General features: G+C 70.2%; 4 protein-coding genes. All 4 read right to left on the reverse strand.

Annotated elements, in window-relative coordinates; all coding sequences use genetic code 11:
• Positions 1-89: 89 nt before the first annotated feature.
• From ABZZ20_RS08920 to ABZZ20_RS08935, 4 genes are read right to left on the reverse strand one after another with little or no spacing between them, the layout of a single operon-like run.
• Complete coding sequence (locus ABZZ20_RS08920; RefSeq protein WP_356868291.1) at positions 90-1367, reverse strand: MFS transporter; 1278 nt, start codon at positions 1365-1367, stop codon at positions 90-92.
• Complete coding sequence (locus tag ABZZ20_RS08925; RefSeq protein ID WP_356868293.1) at positions 1364-11914, reverse strand: amino acid adenylation domain-containing protein; 10551 nt, start codon at positions 11912-11914, stop codon at positions 1364-1366. Before ABZZ20_RS08925 ends, ABZZ20_RS08920 begins: the two co-directional genes overlap by 4 nt.
• Positions 11914-21558: an amino acid adenylation domain-containing protein gene (locus ABZZ20_RS08930; protein ID WP_356868294.1), complete on the reverse strand. Its 9645-nt coding sequence runs from the start codon at positions 21556-21558 to the stop codon at positions 11914-11916. Before ABZZ20_RS08930 ends, ABZZ20_RS08925 begins: the two co-directional genes overlap by 1 nt.
• A complete protein-coding gene (locus ABZZ20_RS08935) occupies positions 21555-21773 on the reverse strand; it encodes an MbtH family NRPS accessory protein (protein ID WP_356868296.1) in 219 nt (72 codons plus the stop codon). Before ABZZ20_RS08935 ends, ABZZ20_RS08930 begins: the two co-directional genes overlap by 4 nt.
• Positions 21774-21821 lie beyond the last annotated feature (48 nt).

The following is a 21821-nucleotide window of genomic DNA, read 5'->3' on the forward strand; positions in this document are numbered from 1 at the left end:
GGCTGACGCCGTCATACCGATATCGTCAGAAGGAAGAATTCAACGTCGTTCACACCGGCTGCAATCCGCCGCGCAGCGGCTTTTCGCCTCTACTCCTCCGGGCGGCGGAGGCCTGGACGTGAGCCGGTTTCGTCGGACGCGAGCGCCTGACGCATGGCGGGACTCACCACGGACGCGACGGCCAGCAGTGTCATGCCCGCACCAAGGATCAGAACGGTGGTGTGCACGCCCCGCGATTCGAGAAGCCAGCCACCCGCCAGCGCGCCCAACGGGACCGGGAGGAACCCGCACAGCAGCTGCGCGCTGAGCACCCGGCCCTGGATGGCGTCCGGGGTGATCCTCAGTTGGTAGGCGGAGACCGCCACGCTCCACAGCGCGCCGACGAAGCCGCTGACGGCGGAGATCAGGGCGAGCAGCAGGGGCTCGTGGACGAAGGCGATCAGGATGACCAGAGGTGCCCAGATCCAGTTGGTGGCGAGCACGATCACCGGCATGCGCAATCGCTCCGTGCACCAGGAGGCGCTGAGCGCTCCCGCGATGCCGCCCACTCCGGTCGCGGCGAGCACCAGCCCCACCACGGTCGACGATCCTCCGTCGCCCTCGATCAGCACGATGAGCGAGAGGGTGAGTACTTGGAAGAGGGTGTTGCTGCCCGCGATCAGCAGGGTGGTGACCCGCACGAAGGCGTGGCGCCACATCCAGGCGAACCCTTCGGCAATCTCTCTGGTCAGACGTTCGTCTTTCCGTACCGAGTTGTCCTGGAGGCCCTTCCTGATGCACAGCAGGGTACCCAGGGACATCAGGTAGGAAGCGGTGCTGCCGACGAACGGCAGCCAGGCCGCCAGGCCGAACAGTGCCCCGCCGACCGGCTGACCGAGGAGCCCGCCCGAGCGTTCGCGGGCTTCGTTCCTGGACATGGCCAGGGTCAGCTGCTCGGGAGGCACCAGGTTGGGCACCGCGGCCCGTTCGGCAATCCGGTAGAACGTGGTCAGGCTGCCCTCCACGAACGCCACGGCCGCGAGATGCGGGATCGAGCCAGTACCGGTGAGCAGGGCGGTCACCATGCTGACGACCGCCAGGGTGCGGCCGGCATCGCAGGCGATCATCATGCGGCGGCGGTCGAACCGGTCGACGAGGACCCCGGCGGGCAGATGCATGACCATGGACAGGGTGGATGCGAAGGCCACCACGCCGGCGCTGCTGGGCGAACCGGTGAGCTTGATCGCTACCAGCGGATACGCGATCGCGCCCACCCTCGACCCGAGGAAGGCGATCCCCGCGCCACTCCACAGCAGCAGGAAGTCGCGGTTGCGCCGCAGAGGCCCCGCCTCCCGGCTCGTCTCCCGGGGTGCCTGAGCTCTGCTCATGCGGTGCCCATGGCCGCGAGGACCGCGTTCATCCACCGACGGCAGCCCGCCGCCCAGCGCAGTTCCTCCCGCTCTCGACCCAGGGCCGCCTCCACGAAGTCGATGAGCTCGCCGCCGCTGTCGGCGTTGGTCATGGCCACCAGCGCGCTGCGGCGCCCGGCGTCCATGACGGTCAGGCACCGGTAGCCGTCCGTTTCACCGGAGTGCCCGAAGACCGGGCCTTGGGGATCGACGATGCAGCCGAGCCCGTAGCCGCTTCCTCGGTCGAGGAGCAGCTGCTCGGCCAGCGGCCGCGTGAGCACCACCGATGGTTCGCCCCGAAGGGCCCCGTGGACGTCCAGAGCGAGCCGGGCCAGGTCCGCCGGGGTGGTCCACAATCCGGCCGCGGCCAGCTCCGGGATGACACGCCAGCCGCCGGGGAGCGGGACGGCGGTGTGGGTATGGCCGTGGGCCGGCCCGTGCCTGCCGCTCTCGGGGAACGCCGGGGCGAAGCTGCTGCCGGTCATGCCGAGCGGATCCAGCACCAGCTCCACCATGAGTTCGGGGAACGGCTGCCCGGTGAGATCGGTGAGCAGCTGCTGCAACACCGTGTAGTGGCTGCCGGAGTAGCGGAACGCCTCGCCCGGCGATGCCTGCACACGCACGGCGGATGTCGTGGCGGGCGGCCTCCCTTCGAGTACGTCCAGCAGCGAGGGCGGCTGTTCGGTGCGCGCGTAGCCGCCGTACCGGGCGAACGTCAGCCCGGCGGTGTGACCGAGAAGCTGCCGCACGGTGACGTGCGCAGACCGGCCTTCGCCTGGGAGGCGCCACGATGTCAGGTACGTGCGCACGCCCGCGTCCAGGTCGAGCCGACCCTGTCCGGCGAGCCGTAGCGCGGCGAGCGCAGCCACGTGTTTGCTGACCGACCCCGCCTGGAAGGGCGTGTCCGGTGTGACCTGGGCTGCCCCGTCCGCCACCGTGACTCCGTAGCCCCATGCGGCGTTCAATCTCGCGTCGCTGACGACGGCGAGGCTCAGCCCGGGCACTCCGAGTTCGGCCATCTTCTCGGCGATCTCGGCGGTCAGCGGTGACCGTACAGGGCAAGTGGACCGCGGTACGACAGAGGTCTTAGCTCTGTCGCCGATCAGGTTGCGTACCTCGGTGAGATGGTCCTCGGCGAGCCGCCTCATGGTCAGGCTGTCATACCGCCCACCCGGGTACGTCCAGGTCATCCGGAGCGTGCTGTCGCGTATGGACGCCGTGATCTCCAGAACGTGGCGGCGGGCTCCCCGGGGGCTGCGCAGCTCTCCCGGGGTGTCCGGCAGCGGCAGCAGGAGGAACTGCCCGCCTCCGTCCTGGTCCTTCTGCCCGCCGAGGTAGTTGAAGCTGACCGGCGGCGAGGGCAGCGCGGCGAGCGTGCCGGTGTCGCCATGGGTGCGCATGTAGCGCAGCAGGCCGAAGCCGACACCGCCGCGTGTGATGCGGCGCCGCTGCGTGCTGATGCCGGCCAGCAGCCGCGCCGGGTCGCGGTCGGCGGGGACCGGTACGGCGACGGGGTAGAGGCTGGTGAACCAGCCGACGGAGCGCGAGACGTCGACGTCGTCGAAGAGATCTTCGCGGCCGTGGCCGTGGACGTCCACCAGCAGCTGGTTCTCGCCGTTCCACCGGGTAATGGTGAGAGCCAACGCGGCCAGTAGCACGTCGTCGACCCGGGTTTCGCGCACGCCCCTTACGCGGCGCAGGAGCGCTTCGGTGTCGGTGGCGTCCAGCACGGTCTCCACGGTGCGGGCGTCGGCCGTGGTGCCGGTCTCTCCCGGACCGGCGGACGCCCTCGGCTTGCCGGGGGGCAGGGCGGTGGGTCGCCTCAGCTCTGGCTGCGACCAGACGTTCAGTTCCGTGAGAAGTTCGTCCGAGTTGGCCAGCTCTTCGAGTTTCCGGGCCCACCGCAGGTAGGTGGTGGTGGCGGCCGGGAGTTCCGGCATGGATCGGTCGGAAATCTGTCGGCAGGCCAGGTCGAGGTCCTCCAGCAGGATCTGCCAGGACACGCTGTCGACCGCCAGATGGTGGATCGTGATCAGCAGCCGGGGTGGCCGGTCGTCGCCGGTTTTGAAAAGCACCGCGCGCAGCAGCGGTCCGGTGGCGAGGTCCAGGCTGCGATGTGCCTCGGTCGCGATCCGCTCCATCAGCGCGTCATGGTCCGCCGGGCCCTCATCGGACAGGTCCACACGCCGGAGCAGGTGATGCGGCTCCTGTGCGACGACGCGTTGCCGCCAGATGTCCCCGTCGCGGACGAGCCGCAGACGCAGCGCGTCGTGGTGATCGACGACCGCGTGCAGCGCTCGTTCGAGCAGTTCCGGCCCGAGCGTTCCCTCCACCGACAGCAGGACCGAGCTGTTGTAGTGGTGTGATTCCCCGTCCAGTTCGGTGAACCAGCGCTGGATCGGAGTCAGAGGCACCTCTCCTGTCGCCTTGTCCTGACCTGGTGTGGCCGGGGCGGTCCGGGTGTCCGCCGACGCGGCGAGAGCGGCGACAGTCTGGTGCTCGAAGATCAGCCGTGGGGGTATGCGCAGTCCGTCGCGGCGTGCCCGCTGAACGACCCGGATGGCCAGTACGGAGTCGCCGCCCAGGTCGAAGAAGTTGTCGTGCACCCCGACCTGGTCGAGCCCGAGGGCTTCGGCCCATATCGCGGCGAGGAGCTTCTCCGTCGGCGTCCGCGGAGGCGTGGGCATGCCCGCGGGAGCGGCCGAGGACGCCGCCGGGGCACGCTTGCGCTCCGCCGTGCGGACGGGCAGCAGGGGTGTGACCGGGTCTCCCGCGGCCTGTTCGAGTATCCGCAGGTAGTCATCGGCGAACCGCTCGATCGTGGTGCGGTCGAACAGCGCGGTGGCATAGTCGAAGGCCGCTTCGCAGGATCCGTCAGCTTCGCGCCGGACCACCAGGGCCAGGTCTGTCTTCGCGGCCTGGACCACGCCTTCGGACAACAGCGCCTGGTCGTCCCGGTCACCAGCCACACCGGACCGTCCCGCCTCATGGAGGTCGAACAGCGCCTGGAACAAGGGGGTACGGGACGGGTCACGCTGCGCGACCAGCTCGTTGACCACCCGCTCGAACGGCACGTCCTGGTGGGCGAAGGCCTCGACCGCGGTCTGCCGCACCCGGTCGAGCAGTTCTGCGAAGCCGGGACCGCCTCCCGTGTCCGTCCGCAGCACCACGGTATTGAGAAAGAACCCGACCACTCCGTGAACCTCCGGCCGCCCACGCCCGGCGACCGGCACTCCGACGCAGATGTCGTCCTGTGCGCAGTGCCGCGCCAGCAGCACCATGTACGCGGTGAGCAGCGCCATGAACGGAGTGGCGCCGTGTTCACGGCCGAGCTGCTCGATGCGCCGGGACAGGGCCGGCGGAATACGGAATCCGTACAGCCCGCCTGCTATGTCGCGGACCGCAGGCCGTGGCCGGTCCGTCGGCAGATTCAGCGGGGCCGCGTCGGCGAGGGCGAGCCGCCAGTAGTCCAGGTCCTCGCGGAGCGCCTCGTCGGTGAGCCAGGTGCGCTGCCACACGGCGAAGTCGGCGTATTGCACCGGCAGCGGGGCCAGCGGGGACGGGCGGCCTCCGCTCAGTGCCGTGTAGAGGGCCCGCAGCTCCTCGGTGAGGATCACTGTGGACCAGCCGTCGCAGGCGATGTGGTGGATGGTGAGCACGAGCGCCGCCCGGTGGGACGGCAGGCGCACCAGCAGCGCGCGCCACACCGGGCCGGTGGCCAGGTCGAAGCCCCGGGCGATGTCGGCGTTGGCGAGCTCGGTCAGCTGCTCGGGCGCCGCCTGTACGACCGTGAGACCGACGTCGCCGACCAGCTCGACGACCTGCCGGGGGCCTTGGTCGTCCATCGGGTACCTGGTGCGCAGCGCTTCGTGCCGGGCGGACAGTTCGACGAGTGCCCTCCGCAACACCTCGGCGTCCACATCGCCGTCGAAGGACAGCACGTGCGTGACGATGTACTCGGGGCTCCGGGGGTTGAGCTGGTCCAGCACCCACATCCGGTGCTGGCCGAAGGACAGCGGCAGGCGGTCCGCACGCGGGACCGGCTGCACCGGGGGGATCTGCCGTGTTCCGCACTCCTCGACGATCTCCGCCTGCCCGGCGATCGTGACGGCCTGATAGATGCGGCGCAGCGGCACATCGGCACCGGTTTCCGCACGCACCCGGGCGACGAGCTGCGCGGCGAGCAGCGAGTATCCTCCCAGCTGGAAGAAATCGTCGTGGACACCGACGCTGTCGAGCCGCAGCAGGTCGGCCCAGATGCCGGCGAGGAGCCGTTCGGTGGCCGTGCGCGGCGCGACGGCTCCGGCCCGTTCGGCTCGCAGGTGTCCGGGCGCTGGCAGCCTGGTGCGATCAACCTTCCCGCCGGCGCTCAGCGGCAGTGCGTCGAGGGTGACGAACTGCCGGGGCACCATGTAGTCGGGCAGTCTCTCGGCCAGGGAGTTCCTCAGTTCGTCGTGTCCGGGGCGTTCCCCGGCGACGGGCACGACGTAAGCGACCAGTCGCTTGTCGCCCGGCGTTTCCTCGCGGACCGCGGCCACCGCCTCGCTCACCCGCGGGTGTTGCGACAGCAGTGCCTCGATCTCACCCAGCTCCACGCGATAGCCGCGGATCTTGACCTGGTGGTCGATCCGTCCCAGGAAGTCGAGACTGCCGTCCGGCCTGAACCGGGCCAGGTCGCCGGTGCGGTACAGGCGTGCTCCGGGCACCGGATCGTAAGGGTCTGGCTGGAACTTGTCCGCGGTGAGCGCGGGTCGGCGAAGGTAGCCGCGGGCCACCCCGGAGCCGCCGATGCACAGCTCTCCCACGACGCCCACGGGGACCGGTTGCAGGGCGCTGTCCAGCACGTACATGCGCGTGTTGGCGATCGGCCTGCCGATCGGGAGGGGCTCGCCGGGGTCGAAATCCTCGGTTGTCTCGTACACCGAGCATCCGACCACGGTCTCGGTCGGCCCGTACTCGTTGATGATCCGCGCGGACGGGGCCACGCGGCGCCACGCCACCACGGTCTCCGGGCGCACTTCGTCGGCCCCGACCACGAAGGTGCGTACGCTGTCCACCACACCGTCCGGCGGCATCTGCATGCGCAGAACGTCCAGGTGCGCCGGGGTGATCTTCAGTAGGCTGAAGTCACCGGGCGCCTGGATCAGTTCGGCCAGGGACTGCAGACTGCGGTCCTGCGGCAGCAGCGTCACGCTGCGCCCGCCGATCAGTGGCAGCCAGAAGTTGGGGACGGACAGGTCGAACGCGATCGACCCGAGCATGGGCGCGCCCTGGGCGCCGTCCAGGCCGTAGCCGTCGACTGCCCAGTCCAGGTAGTTGATCAGTCCCCGATGCGTGATCATCACGCCTTTGGGGCGTCCGGTCGAGCCTGAGGTGTACATCGCGTACACCAGGTTCTCGGCGTGGCTGACGGTCGGGGGCTCTGTGCAGGGACGCGTGTCGAGCAGGGCCTGATCCTGGTCGAGGCAGATCACCCGCCCGTCGAACGGCGGCAGCTTGGGCAGCAGATGCTGCTGGGTCACCAGAATCGCGGCGCGGGTGTCGGCGAGCACGAACGCGGAACGGTCGGCCGGGTGGCCGGGATCCAGAGGGACGTACGCGGCACCCGACTTGACCACGCCGAGCAGCCCGGTCAGCATGTCCACGCTGTGCTCGAAGCTGACGGCGACGAACACCTCCGGGGCTGCTCCGGCCTCGCGCAGGAGGTGTGCCAGCCGGTTCGCCCGCTCGTTGAGCTCCTGAAAGGACACGCTCCGCCCGCTGACGTCCACCACGGCGACCGCTGCCGGTGCCATGTGCGCCTGTTCGGCGACCAGCTCGCCGAGACACCGGTCACGCCGGTAGCTCGCCGCGGTGTCGTTCCATTCGTGGAGGGCCTTCAGTTCGGCTCCGGGCAGGGGGTTGGTCAGCGCCGAACCGCCAGGGTCCTCGGCCATGGCCTCGAGCACCAGGCGGTAAAGCCCGGCGAGGCGCTCGGTGTTCTGCCGACTGATGGCCCTGCTGCGGGTCGTCAGGGTCAGAACACCGGGGTGGGAGGTCGCGGAGAGGGCGAACTCGTTGGGGCTGTCGTCGATGGTGGTGCCACCGTCCACGAGGCCCGGGTCGAGCCGGTGGAAGTCCAGGTAGTTGAAGAACACCTCGATGAGCCGCTCGCCGTCGGCGAGGACGCGCTGCATCTCCGGCAGCGGATAGCGCCGGTGCGGCCACACCTCGACCTCGGTCCGGAACACCTGCTGCACCAGATCGAGCCAGCTGCCGGACCGCAGGGTGAACGGGAACGGAACGGTGTTGAGGTACATGCCGAAGACGCGGTCCGCGCCGGCGAGTTCAGGCCGGCCGTCACAGACGAGTCCGGTGAACACGGCGCGCTCCTCGGTGAGCATGCTCATCACCTTCAGGTGCGCGGCGTGCAGGACGCTCTTGAGCGAGACACCCGCCTCGGCGGCGAACCCGCGCAGAGCCGCGTCGAGGTCGTCGAACGGGACGAGCACTTTGTGCAGCGTATCGGGAGCGTCCTGGTCACCGGCCCACGCCGAGGGAAGCGCGAACTTGACGTGGCTGTCCAGGACGCCCTTCCAGAAATCCCGTTCCTGCGGCGACTGCTGGGATTCCCGCTCGGCCGCGATGAAGTCGGCAAAGCGCACGGCGGGCAGCTCGGTCGGCCGCGGTACCTTGCCGTCGCGGATTCGCCGGTAGTGGTCGAGCACCTCCGCGATCATCGAGGTGCAGCTCCACCCTTCGAGGATCGGGTGGCACTCGGTGAGCACCAGCCACCATTCGGTCGGCCCGGTGTGGGCGAAGAGCCGGAAAAGGGAAGGCCGGATCAAGTCGAAGGGCCTGGCCCGTTCCTCGGCCATGTGCCTGCGGATCTCCTGCTCCCGGTCCTCGTCCGTGAGCCGGGACAGGTCACGTGCCCCCACGGGCATCCGGGCGGTGGCGTGGACCAGTTGCAACGGCTCGGAGAACGAGGTCAGGTCGATCGAGGTGCGCAGCGCCTCGTGACGCTCGACCACGAGCGCGACCGCGGCTCGCAGAGCGTCCAGGTCGAACGGCCGGTTGTCGTTGATTCGCAGAGCGGTGACATTGTGGTAGTTGCCGGTCCCACCGGAGGCGAGGAGTTCGTAGGCCATGCCGGTCTGAATCTGTGACAGCGGGTAGGCGTCGTCGAGCCCGGCCGGCAGAGCCGACCGGTCTTCAGCGGTGAGCAGCGAGAACGGCGCGACGGTCGCCGTCGGGCGGACGGGACCCGTTTGCGTCGCCAGCAGCTCCCCGAGCCGGGCGATGGTCCGGCGCTCGAAGAGGTCCCGGACGGTCAGCGAGAATCCGTCGTCCCTCAGTGCGCCGACGACGGCCACGGCACGGATCGAGTCGCCGCCCACGTGGAAGAAGTTGTCGTGCACTCCGATCCGCTCGATCCCCAGGGCCTCACACCAGACCGCGGCGATCGCGGCCTCGGTGGCGTTGCGCGGCGGCACATGCGCGACGCCCGGCCGGAGCGGCCCCGGGGCGGGGAGCGCGCGCAGGTCGGTCTTGCCATTGCCGGTCAGCGGAAGGCGTTCCAACGGCACGAAGAAGGCGGGGATCATGTGTTGCGGGAGGCGGGCCGCGAGAAAGTCCCTCAGTTCGTCCGCGTCGGGCACCGATTCGCGGGCCGCGGTGAGGTAGGCGGCGAGGCGGCGCTCGGCGTCGCTGTCTCCGACCAGTACGACGGCGGCGTCGCGTACGCCGGGATGAGCAGCCAGTGCGGTCTCGATCTCCCCGGGCTCGATGCGGAAACCCCGCAGCTTCAGCTGGGTGTCCCGGCGCCCGAGGAACGCGAAGTCGCCGGAGGGCAGCACCCTGGCGAGGTCCCCGGTGCGGTAGAGCCGTCCGCCGGGATGGGTGCCCAGCGGGTCGGGTACGAACTTCTCGGCGGTCAGCGCCGGTTGGTTCCGGTAGCCCCGGGCCACGCCGTCGCCTCCGACGTACACCTCGCCGACCGCACCCATGGGTACGGGACGGTAGTGGTCGTCGAGGACGTACGCCGTCGTGTTCGGCATCGGCCTGCCGATCGGCAGCGGCTCGACGCCCTGGGTGCCCTCGACCCGGTAGGCAGAGTTCGCGACCGTGATCTCGGTGGGGCCGTACTCGTTCACCAGCCTCGGGCCCCGCTCTCCGGCCAGTGCCCGCCACTGGTCGAGCAGACGGTTTCCGAACGGCTCACCCGCGACCACCACCACCTCGGCCAGACCGGCGGCTTGCTCGGCGGTCAGCTGCGTGGCCAGTACATTGAGATGACTCGGCGTCAGTTTCACAAACCCGTAGGGAGCCGCCGCGGCCAGCAGGCTGCCGAGGTCGGCGAGGTCATAGCCGTCCGGCAGCAGGTGCACCGTCTGCCCTGTCAGCAGCGGTGTGTAGAGCATCGGCACGGCCAGGTCGTAGGCCACCGAGGAGAACAAGGGCGTTCCGCCGCTGCCCGGCGACGCGTACTCGTCGACGGTCCACCACAGATAGTTCATCAGTGAACGGTGACCGACCATGACTCCCTTGGGATGCCCGGTCGTGCCGGAGGTGCACATGATGTACGCGAGCCCGTCCATACCGGGGTCGGGGGTGGCCGGATCGTGTGCGGGATGTCCGGCGATCGCCTCCCGGTCACGGTCCAGGTCGACCTTGGCCCCGGGGAACGCGTCGAGTGCCCCGGCATGGGCCGGCGCGACGATGACGGCGTGGGCCCCATTGTCCGTAAGCACGGAGACAAGCCGCTCCGCCGGATGTTCAGGGTCCAGGGGCAAGTACGCGCCTCCGGCCTTGAGGACGCCCAGCAGGCAGACCAGCAGCGACGGGTCCCGGTCGACGCAGATCCCGACGACCCGCTCGGGGCCGACTCCCAGCGCCCTCAGATGCCCGGCCAGCTGGTTGGCCCGCGCGTTCAACTCGGCGTACGTCATGCGGGTCCGCCCGGCGGTCACCGCGACCGCGTCGGGGGTGTGCGCCGCCTGGCGGGCGAACTCCTCGTGCACCGGCCGCTCCGGCCGAGGCCGCGCGGTGGCGTTCCCATCGACGACCATTGTGCGGCGCTCGGCCTCGCCCGCTATTTCCAGCTGTGACAGCGCACCGTCCGGAGCCGTGGCGACACCACGCAGCAGACGGGTGTAGTGCTCGGCCATCCGGGCCGCCGTCGTGGCGTCGAACAATGCGGTCGCGTACTCCAGCGTTCCCGCTATCGCTCCGTCCGCGCGTTCGGTCAGGTGCAGTGTCAGGTCGAATTTGGTGACCCGTCCAGCCGGGTCGACCGGCTCGGAGCGGATTCCGGGCAGGTCCAGGCCGCGCTGCGGCGCGGAGTGCATCTCCACCATCACGCCGAACAACGGGTTGTGGGACAGGTCCCGGTCGGGTTCGATCCCGTCGACCAGCCGTTCCAGGGGCACATCCTGGTGGTCGAATGCCTCCAGCACGATCTCCCGGCCCTGTCGCAGTAGCTCGGCGAAGGACGGGTCGCCGTCCCACCGTGCGCGCAGCACCAGCGTGTTCAGCAGGACACCGATCAGATTCTTGGTCTCGGGCCTGCGGCGGTCCACTGCCGAGGTGCCGACCGCCACATCCTGCTCACCGCTGTAGCGGGACAGCAGCACGTGCAGCGCCGTCACCAGCACCATGTACAGCGTCGCGTTGTGCTTCGCGGCCAGGGCGCGTAGGTCGTCGGCGAGAGCGGCCGGGACTGTGAAGCCGATGTCGTCCCCCTCCCACCGGTGTACGGCGGGCCGCAGTCGGTCGGTGGGCAGGGTGACGGCGGTCAGCCCGTCGAGCCGGCCAGTCCAGTGGTCGAGCTGGCGTTTCAGTACTTGGGGGGTCAACTGGTCGCGCTGCCAGGCCGCGTAGTCCACGTACTGCGCCGCCAGGGGCGGCAGCTGCGCGGGGGTGCCGGTCAGCGCCGCCCGGTACAGGGCCGTGAGCTCATCGGTGAGAACGCCGACCGACCAGCCGTCGCAGGCGATGTGGTGGAGCACCACGATCAGCAGATGATCCTGCTCGCCCAGGATGGCCAGTCGCAGCCGGAACGGAGCCCTGGCATCCAGCTCGAAGGGGGTTCTGGCCTCGCGGCGTGCGAGTTCGGCCGCCTGCCGCTCGCGTTCGGCGAGGTCCTGCATGCCCGCCGGACCGCCTGACAGGTCCACGGACTCGAAATCGACCGGTCCCGGCGCGTCGATGCGCTGCACCGGTCCGCCGCCGTCGAGTTCGTAGCGTGTCCGCAGGATCTCGTGCCGGGCGGCCAGACTGTCCGCTGCCCGCCGGAGGGCCGCCACGTCGAGCGGGCCGTGCAGGCGCCAGGCCAGGGGCACCAGGTAGGCCGGGTTTTCCGGCTCCAGCCGACTGAGGAACCACAGGCGTCGCTGGCCGGACGAGAGAGGCAGTGGGCGGCTGCGGTCCACGCGCGGCGGTGTGCCGGGGCGAGCCGTCGCCCGTCCCGCGAGCCGTTGCTGGAGCAGCTCTTCGCGGAGCGAGTCGGTACCGCCTCGTTCGGACCCTTCCCTGCTTGTCGTCATCAGCGGGCCTCTCGTGCCGGGTCGAAACGATCGCGATCGGTGGCATAGGACCGGATCTCCGCATCGGACATCGCGGCGATCTCGGCCCGGATCACGGCCTCCACGGCCTGCGCCATGGCCGCGACGGTGGCGTGCTCGAACACGGTGCGCAGGGGCAGGGCCACGTCGAACTCCTCCTGTAGGCGTACGACCAGCCGGGCCGCGAGGATGGAGTTCCCGCCGAGGTGGAAGAAGCTGCGGTGGACTCCGAAGCCGCCGGTGATCCCGAGCAGGTCCGCCCAGGCGTCGGCGAGCCGCTGTTCGAGCGCGTTGCGCGGCGGGGTGTCGTCGGGCGCCGGGCCCGCTGCCGCGTCCGGTGCGGGAAGTGCCCCGCGGTCGGCCTTACCGTTGGCGTTGAGCGGGATGCGGTCCAGCGGCACGTACAGGTCCGGCACCATGTGGTCGGGCAGCCGGGCCGAGCAATGTTCGGCCAGCTCGGCCGGTCCGGGAAGGGCATCGGCGCTGGGCACGCAGTAGGCGATCAGCCTGCGGCTACCGCCGTCGGCGGTGACGAACGCGTCGCGCACTCCGGGGTGACTGGTCAAGGCCGCGGCCACTTCGCCCGGCTCGATCCGGTGGCCGCGGAGCTTGATCTGTTCGTCCGTCCTCCCCAGGAACTCGAGTTCGCCGTCCGGCCGGTGGCGGGCCAGGTCGCCAGTGCGGTACAGCCGCCCACCAGGCCGGTCCGAGAAGGGATCGGGAAGGAACCTCTCCGCGGTCAGCGCGGGCAGGTTCCGATAGCCGCGTGCCAGACCGACACCTCCGATGAACAGCTCGCCGACGACTCCGACGGGCACCGGGTTCAGCCCCGGGGCCAGCACGTGGGCCGTGGTGTTCGGCAGGGGCCGGCCGATCGGAACGATGCTGCCCGGTTCGGGTCCGTCGATGATGTGGGTGGAGTTGGCGACCGAGATCTCTGTCGGACCGTACTCGTTGAGCAGCCTCGGCCCGTTCGGTCCGGCGAGCGCAAGCCAGCGGTCGAGCACCGTGGAGGGGAAGGAGTCCGCGCCGACGACCAGGGTTCCGGCCAGGCCGGCTGCCTGGTCGGGGGTCAGCTGAGCCGTAAGCAGGTCGAGGTGACCGGGGGTCAATTTGATGAACGCGAAAGGCCCTGCTTCGTCCAGCAGCCGCCCCAGCTCGGTCACGTCGAACCGTGGCGGAAGCAGGTGCACCGGCTGTCCGGTCATGAGCGCGGTGTACAGGTCCGGAACGACCATGTCGTAGGCGACGGAGGAGAACAGGGGCGTGCCTCCGGTGTCCTGCCGGGTGTAGTCCTCGACGGTCCACTCCAGGTAGTTCGCCAGACCGCGGTGACCGATCAGCACCCCCTTGGGCCGACCGGTCGAGCCGGAGGTGTAGATGATGTAGGCCAACGCGTCCGGGTCGGTGGGGGGCAGTGCCGTGCCGTCATGAGCGTCGATCGCCGTACGATCACGGTCGACAAGGATGTACTCGGCGTCGTGCGCCGCGGCCAGGCCGGCACTGTGGTCGGTCTGGGTGAGGACGTGGCGGGCATCGGCGTCGCCGAGCATGTACGCCAGCCGGTCGCGCGGGTGCGCAGGGTCCAGCGGGACATAGGCGGCACCCGCCTTCCACACCGCCAGGAACGCTGTGATCAGGTCGGGGCCCCGGTCCAGGCAGATCCCGACCACGGATTCCGGGCCCACGCCGTGCGCACACAGATGGCGGGCGAGCCTGTTCGCGCCCCGGTCCAGGTCGGCGTAGCTGAGGTACGCGCCGCTCACGCGGACAGCGACCGCTTCGGGTGTGGCTGCCGCCTGACGGGCGATCACCTCGTGGGCTGGCCGCAGGGCGCGTTCGACGGCTGTGTCATTCCACTCGTGCACCAGGCGATGCCGCTCCGGTCCGGAGAGGATCTCCAGTCGTGAAAGCCGGCTGTTCTCCGCGGTGGCCACGCTCTCCAGCAGCCTGACGTAGTGCTGGGCGAACCGTCGCACGGTCGCCTCGTCGAACAGCGCGGTGGCGTACTCCAGCACCGCGTCCACGGAGTCGTCGGCGCGCCGTGAGACGGTGAGGTTGATGTCCACCTGTGCCCCGCGCCAGTCGCCGCCGAGCCCGTCGAACCGCGTGTCTTCGGCTGCGAGCCCGGTAACGCCCTCGTCGTGCAGGTCGAACACGACCTGCACCAAGGGGTTGCGGGAGAGGTCGCGGTCCGGCGCCAGCTCCTCGACGAGGAGTTCGAACGGAGCCTCCTGGGCGGACTGGGCGGCAAGCGTCGTCGCGCGGATCCGGTCGACCAGTTCGCCGAAGGCGACGTCGCCCGAGGTGTCGCAGCGCAACACCACGGTATTGAGGAAGCAGCCGACGATATCGCCGACGTCCGGGTGCAGCCGTCCTGCCACCGGGGTGCCGATCGCGATGTCGCTCTGGCCGCTGTACCGCGCCAGCAGCGCGGCGAACGCCGCGAGCAGCGTCATGAACGGAGTGCCGCCGTGTCGTCGGCCGACCGCCAGAACGGCGCGCGCAATGTCGGCGGGCACGGTGAAGCCGATCGCGGCGCCGAGCGGGTCACGGCCGGCCGGACGCGGCCGGTCCGTGGGCAACTCCAGCTGGGCGAGACCGGCCAGTTGATTCCTCCAGTAGGCGAGCTGGTCCTCCAGTTCCCCGGCAGCCAGGCGGCCTCGCTGCCAGACCGCGTAGTCGGCGTAGCGCACGGGAAGTTCCGGCAGTGCGGGGGCACGGTGTTGCAGCCGTGCCGCCAGCAATTCCAAGACGTCTCGCTCCAGCGTCACCGCTGACCATCCGTCACACGCGATGTGGTGGACGGTCACGAGCAGCAGAGGCTGCTCGTCCGGAGCGGTGATCATCAACGCCCGCCAGACCGGGCCGCGTTCCAGATCGAACCCACGGGCCAGCTGCCCGGCGGTCAGGGCCGGGATCTCGTGCGGCCGTGCTTCCACTACCCGCAGGTCCACCAGGACCCCGTCCTCGATCACCTGCCGCGGCTCGCCGTCGATCAGCGCGTAGCGGGTGCGCAGGGCTTCGTGCCGGACAGCCAGCTCTTCGAGGGCCCGCCGCACGGCGCCGGCGCCCGCGGACGCCGGCGGCCGCACGAACAGCGGCAGGGTGTACTGCGCGCTGCCGGGATTCAGCCGGTCAAGGAACCACAGCCGCTGCTGGGCGAACGACAGCGGATGCGGAAGGTGTCGGCCGACCGGCCGGATCGGTGGCAGGGTGTCGTGCCCGGCGCCAATGAGCTGAGCCTGTGCCCGCACGGTGTACGCACGGAACAGCTCGCGTACGGGCACGTTCCGGCCGGTCTCGGTGCCGAGCAGGGCGGCCAGCCGGGTCAGCAGCAGCGAATGACCGCCGAGCTGGAAGAAGTCGTCGGTCGCCCCGATGCCCTGGACGCCGAGTACGTCGGTCCATATCCGGGCCACGATCCGTTCGGCCTCGGTAGCCGGCGGTGTGTGGGGCGGGCGCAAGTCCTCACCCGTGGCGAGGGACGGCAGCGCGGCACGGTCGATCTTCCCGCTGTCGGTCAGCGGGAACTCGTCCAGCCTCACGAACGATGACGGGACACGGTCCTCCGGCAGCCGAGTACGCAGGAACTCGCGCAGCCCGGCCGAGGTGATCCCTTCGGTGTCGCCCGGCACACCGTCGGCGGGCTCGCCGAGCACGTACGCGACGAGCCTGGAATTGCCGTCATCGCCCGTCCGGGCGGTGACGGCGGCAGCGGCGACGCGAGGGTGGCCGAGCAGTGCGTGCTCGACCTCCTCCAGCTCGACGCGTACACCGTTGACCTTGACCTGGTGGTCGATACGGCCGAGGAACTCCAGTTCCCCGTCCAGTGACCGGCGGACCATGTCACCGGTGCGGTAGAGGCGTGATCCTGACGGCCCGTACGGGTTCGGTACGAAGCGCTCAGCGGTCAGGGCGGGCGCGGCCACGTAACCACGGCCCACCCCCGCTCCGCCCACGTACAGCTCGCCCGGCACCCCGGCCGGCACCGGCAGCCCCTGGGCGTCCAGGACGAGCAGCCGGATGTTGTCGATCGCCCGGCCGAGTGGCACCAGGCCCAGGTCCTGACCGGGCCGCCAGCGCCGATCGGTCACGCCGATCGCGCACTCGGCGGGCCCGTAGGCGTTCCACATCTGGGCGTCGCTGTGCCGGGCCAGCCGGTCGCACAGGTCGGCGTGGAGGGCTTCTCCCGCCGAGGTCAGCCAGCGCAGGCCGGTGGCCTCGGACAGCCGGGGCTCGTCGGCGAGTGCGCGAAGGACAGAGGGGACGAGTTCCAGTCCGGTGATGTCGTGCCGGGCCAGCAGCCGGACGAGTTCGGCGGAACTGCGCTCCGCACCGTCGGGCGCCATCACCACGCTCGCCCCAGCCAGCAGCGGCACGAAGATCTGGTAGATCGCCGGGTCGAACGAGAGTCGGGTGGCTTGCAGTATCCGGTCGCTTGTGCGCACGCCGTGCAGACGGATACCGGACAGCACGCGGTTGACCAGGCCTTGGTGTGTGTTCACCGCACCTTTCGGCGCGCCTGTCGAACCCGAGGTGTAGACCACGTACGCGGCGTTGTCCGGACTGCTGGCCAAGGACGGCAGGGTGGCGGCCCGTACGGTCGGCGACGCGGCACCGGCTTCCCCGTCCGGCGTGATGACAACACAGTGCAATCCGTCGAACAACCCTGCCGTCGACGGTGCTGTGAGCACCGCCGCCGCCTTGGTCTCGCGCAGGATCGCGTGCGACCGGTCGAGCGGGTGGCCCGGGTCCAGCGGCACGAACGCCCCACCGGCCTTGAGCACCGCGAGCAGGCCGACGGCGAGTTCCACCGAGCGTGGCAGGCATACGCCCACCGGTACCTCGAGGCCGACGCCGGCCTCGCGCAGGCGGCTGGCGAGACGGTCGGCGCGTGCGTCCAGTTCCGCGTAGCTCAGCCGTTCACGCTCGTCGACGACCGCTGTGGCGCCGGGGCTGCGCGCGGCCTGCTGGGAGAACAACTCGTGCACGCACAGCCGCGGCAGCTCACCGGGCGACGCCTCGGCACTGTTCAGCGCCGCCCGCAGATCGTCATCAGGCAGCACATTCCCCCGGGGGTCGCCGTCCGGGTCGGCGACCATCAGCTCCAGTACCCGGCGGTAGACGCGGGCCAGCAGCAGGGCGTGCTCGCGTCCGATGCGGTCCGCCCTGCCGGTGACCACGGCCGTCCCGTTCATGGCGGTGATGTCGAAGGCGACCTCGCCCTGGCCCGCCTCGATAGTGCGGGTGACGTCGACGAGATCGTGGTCGACCACATGGAAGTCGACATAGTTGAAGAGGGTGTCCACCAGCCTCTCGCCTCCGCCCCAGCGGCGCTGCATCTCCGGCAGCGGGTAACGGCGGTGGGGTGACAGCGCGCGATGCTCGGCGAAGACTTCGGCCACGAGATCACGCCATGTCGTGGAGGTGGGGTCGCACACGAACGGGACGGTGTTCAGGAACATGCCCAGGACCTGGTCGCCGCCTGTCTCTTCCGGCCGTACGTTGCACACGAGTCCTGTGCAGAACCGGCGGTTTCCGCTGACCGTGGCCATCGTGCGCAGATAGGCCGTGTGCATGACGACGTTGAGCGGTACACCGGTGGCAGCGGCCAGTCGGCGCAGATCCTCTTCGAGATCGGTGAACGGCACACCGACTTGGTAGTAAATGTCACCGCCCGGCGCCGAGCCGTCGCGCCAGGCTTCCGGCACGGCGAAACGCACGGCGCCGCGCAGCCGCTCCTCCCAGAAGCGCCGCGTCCGCGCGTCGGACAGCGCTGCGCGTTCGAGCGGGATGAGATCGGCGAATCGCGCCCGGCCGGACTCTGCCACCTGGCCCGCTGCCGTCCCCCCTTGCCGTGCTGTCCGGTAGCGGGCCAGCAGGTCGCTGAGCAGGGTGTGTTCGCTCCAGCCGTCCAGGACCGCGTGGCACTGCACCAGAGTGAGCCGCCAAGCCTCGTCAGAGAGCAGGTGGACAGCGACCCGGATCAGCGGGGCCCGGTCGAGGGCGAACGGCAGTCTGCGCTGCTCCTCGATCCAGGAGCGGACCGTGAGGTCCTGGTCGCCGTCCTGGCCGCGCAGGTCATGGATACTGATCAGCGGGCTGGCTTCGACATGCACGAGCTGGAGGGGCTCGGAGTAGGACACAAGGTCGAACGAGGTGCGCAGCGCCTCGTGCCGGGCCACGGCCCCGGATACCGCATGCTCGAACGCCCGCTCGGAGAACGGCCCGTCGTCGGTGATGTAGAAGCTGCCGATCACCTGGTAGTCCGGCCGTTCGTCGCCTCGCGACATCTCGTAGAGCATGCCCGCCTGGGACAGCGGTAACGGGTACGCGTCTACGACACCGTCGGGCAGACGCTTCCGGTCGCCTTCGGCGAGCAGCTGGAAGGAGGTGAGAACCGGTGCGGCCGCCGTCTTCACGTCACGCTCCCCTATCGCTTCCGCCAAGCGGGCGACCGTGGGGTGCTCGAACACGTCCCGGACGCTGACGGTGTAGCCCTTCGCGCGCAAGGGTCCGACGAGGGCGACGGCGCGGATGGAATCGCCGCCGATGTCGAAGAAGCGATCATCCGCTCCCACTTGGGCCCCACCGAGCACGGTCCCCATCACCTCGGCGACGTCCCGCTGCGCGGGGGTCCACGGTGCCTTGTACTCCACTGCCCCACGCGCGGGCCGTCCCGGTGCGGGCAGCGCACGGAGATCGACCTTTCCATTACTGGTGACCGGGAACCGGTCCAGCGGCACGAATGCTGCGGGGATCATGTAGGACGGCAGCCGTTCTCCAAGAAAGGCACGCAGCGCGTCCGCGCTCAACACCCGGTCGCGGCCAGGGACGACGTGTGCGACCAGCTCGTGGTCGCCCGGGCCGACCTCGCGGACCGTGACCACGGCGGCGTCGACGTCCGGATGCCGTGCGAGCGCGTTCTCGACCTCGCCCGCCTCCACCCGGTAGCCGCGTACCTTGAGCTGAGTGTCGACACGTCCGACGAAGCCGAAATCCCCGCCGGGCAGCACCTTGGCCAGGTCTCCGGTGCGGTAGAGGCGTGATCCGGGGGGGCCGTACGGGTCCGGCACGAAACGGTCCGCAGTGAGCGCAGGCAATCCGTGATAGCCGCGCGCGACCCCGGCTCCCCCCACGTACACCTCGCCGACCACGCCGGCCGGCAGCGGGCGCAGTGACGCGTCCAGAACGTACGCCGTGGTGTTGGGGATCGGTGTGCCAATCGACACCAGCTCGTCGGTGACCGGTCCCTCCACGAAGTGGGCGGAGTTGCCGATCGTGATCTCGGTCGGGCCGTACTCGGCCGCGAGCCGGGTCTTCCCCGCACCTGCCAGCTCCAGCCAGTGGTTGGCCAAGCGGCTGGTGAAGGAATCGCCCGCCGCGATCACCAGGGCGGCCATCTTGGCGGGCTGCCCGGGGCCGAGCTGGGCAGCGATCAGCTCCAGATGGCCGGGGGCGAGCTTGACGAACGCCAGCGGGCCGACGTCGAGCAGCAGTTGGCCGAGTCCGGCCACTTCGAAGTCCTGCGGCAGCAGATACACCGGCTGCCCGATCAACAGGGGGGTGTAGAGGTTCGGCACGACCAGGTCGAAGGCGACCGAAGAGAAGAGGGCGGTGCCCCGGCCCCCGTACCGTGTGTACTGCTCGACGGTCCACCACAGGTAGTTGATCAGTCCACGATGGCTGACGGACACGCCCTTCGGCCGCCCGGTGGTGCCCGATGTGTAGATGATGTAGGCGAGAGCGTCCGGGTCCACGGGGTAGTGCGGATCCGACAGGTCTTGCGACTCGATGCGTTCCCGGTCGTCGTCGAGCCGGACGTGGACGATGTCGCCGGCGGCGATCGGCCCTGGAACGGACGCTGATCCCGTCACGATGATGCGCGCGCCGGAGTCGGTCAGGATGTGTGCCAGCCGTTCGCCCGGGTGGCCTGGGTCGAGCGGCACGTAGGCACCGCCCGCCTTGAGGACGGCGAGCAGGGCCACCACCAGGTCCGGCCCCCGCTCCAGGCAAACGGCCACAGCCGACTCCGGCCCGGCGCCGAGGTCGCGCAGATGACGCGCCAGCCGGTTGACCCGGGCATCGAGTTCGGCGTAGGTGAGCTGTATCTGGCCCGCGACAACGGCGGTCGCGTCGGGGATGTCGGTCGCCTGCCGGGCGATCACGCGGTGGACCGGTTCCCACGAGCGCGGCCGGGCGGTGTCGTTGGCCGCCACGACCAGCTGGTGGAGTTCGGCATCGGTGACGAACTCCAGCTCTGAGATCCGGCTGTGCGGCCGCGCTCCGGCACTCTCCAGCAGGCGCACGAAATGGTCCGCCAGGCGGTCCATGGTGGCCTGCTCGAACAAGGCGGCCGCATAGATGATGACGCCCTCGACGGAACCGTCGCCGAGCTCTCTGAGGTCGAAGGTCAGATCGGTGCGTGCCGCCGGGTTCTGCGCGGGTATCCGCTCGGTGTGCAGACCGGGCAGGTCCAGTGCGGCCTCGGGGTTGTTCTGCAGAACGAAGCTGATCTGGTACAGCGGCGTGCGGCTGAGATCACGTTCCACGCCGAGCCGGTCCACGATCTGGTCGAACGGGGCGTCCTGGTGGGCATGCGCGTCGAGGGCGGCCTCGCGCACACGGGACAGCGCCTCGGTGAACGACGGGTCTCCGCCCAGGTCGACGCGCAGGATCACCGTGTTCACGAAGAATCCGATGAGGTCTTCGGCCTCGCGCCTGCCGCGTCCGGCGAGCGGTGTGCCGATGACCACATCGGTCGAGCCGGTGTAGCGGGCCAGCAGCACGTCGAAGGCGGCCAGCAGGGTCATGTACAGCGTCGCGCCGTGTTCCTGGCCAAGGTCGCGCAGGCGCGTGACGAGACCTGCGGGGATCCGGAACGCCGAGGTCGCGCCCGTCGTGCCGCGTACGGGCCGACGGGTGCGGTCGGGTGCGAGTTCGGTTGCGACCGCTCCCGCCAGTCGGCCTCCCCAGTAGTCCAGCCGCCGCTCCAGCTCGTCGTCGCGCAGCCACTCGCGCTGCCAGAGGGCGTAGTCCCCGTACTGGACCGGCAAGGGGGACAGGGCGTCGGATACGGACCCGTCGGCGACAACCGCGCCGTAGAGGGCGCTCAATTCGTTCCCGAACACGGCGGCCGACCAGCCGTCCCAGACAATGTGGTGCACCGTGACGACCAGCGCGTGGTCGTCGGGCCCGAGAATCGCCAGCACCGCACGGAGCAGCGGCCCGCGCTTCACGTCGATCGGCCGTGCGGTCTGGCACGCGATCAGTTCCTCCAGCCGCCGCAGCGCCGCCGGATCCCGCTCCCCGTCGGCGGTGAGATCGACCTGCTCCAAGGCGACCTGTTCCGGCGGGTCGATCCGCTGGACCGGTTCGCCGTCCACCACATCGAATCCGCCGCGCAGCACCTCGTGCCGGGCGACTATTGCGTCCAGCGCGGCGCACAGCGCCGCCACGTTCAGGCAGCCCCGCAGCCGGATCGCCCAGGGCTCGACGTACTCGGCGCTGTGCGGCGTCAACCGGTCCAGGAACCACAGCCGCCGCTGGCCGAACGACTGCGGCACGCGGTCGCCGGAGTCGGGGTCGCGTCCCTCCGCGGGCTGGGTGGCCGGGGAACTCATCGAACGCCGTCCTGCTCCATCCGCCGCCGCAGACTCAGCGGGCGCATATCCGTCCAGACCTCGCCGATGTACGCCAGGCAGTCCTCCCGTCGGCCGGTCTTCCCTTCCCGGTGCCAGCCCAACGGCAGCTCCCGGTCCGCCAGCCAGATCGAATACTGTTCCTCGTCGTTCAGCACCACCGCGTACACACGGTCATCGCCCTGCGTGTCCGTCATGGCCACCCCTCAGCATGAGTGCGCCGCCAGAATGTGTGCGCGGCGGTG

The organism is Streptomyces sp. NPDC006430, from assembly GCF_040612395.1.
Classification (GTDB): Bacteria; Actinomycetota; Actinomycetes; order Streptomycetales; family Streptomycetaceae; genus Streptomyces.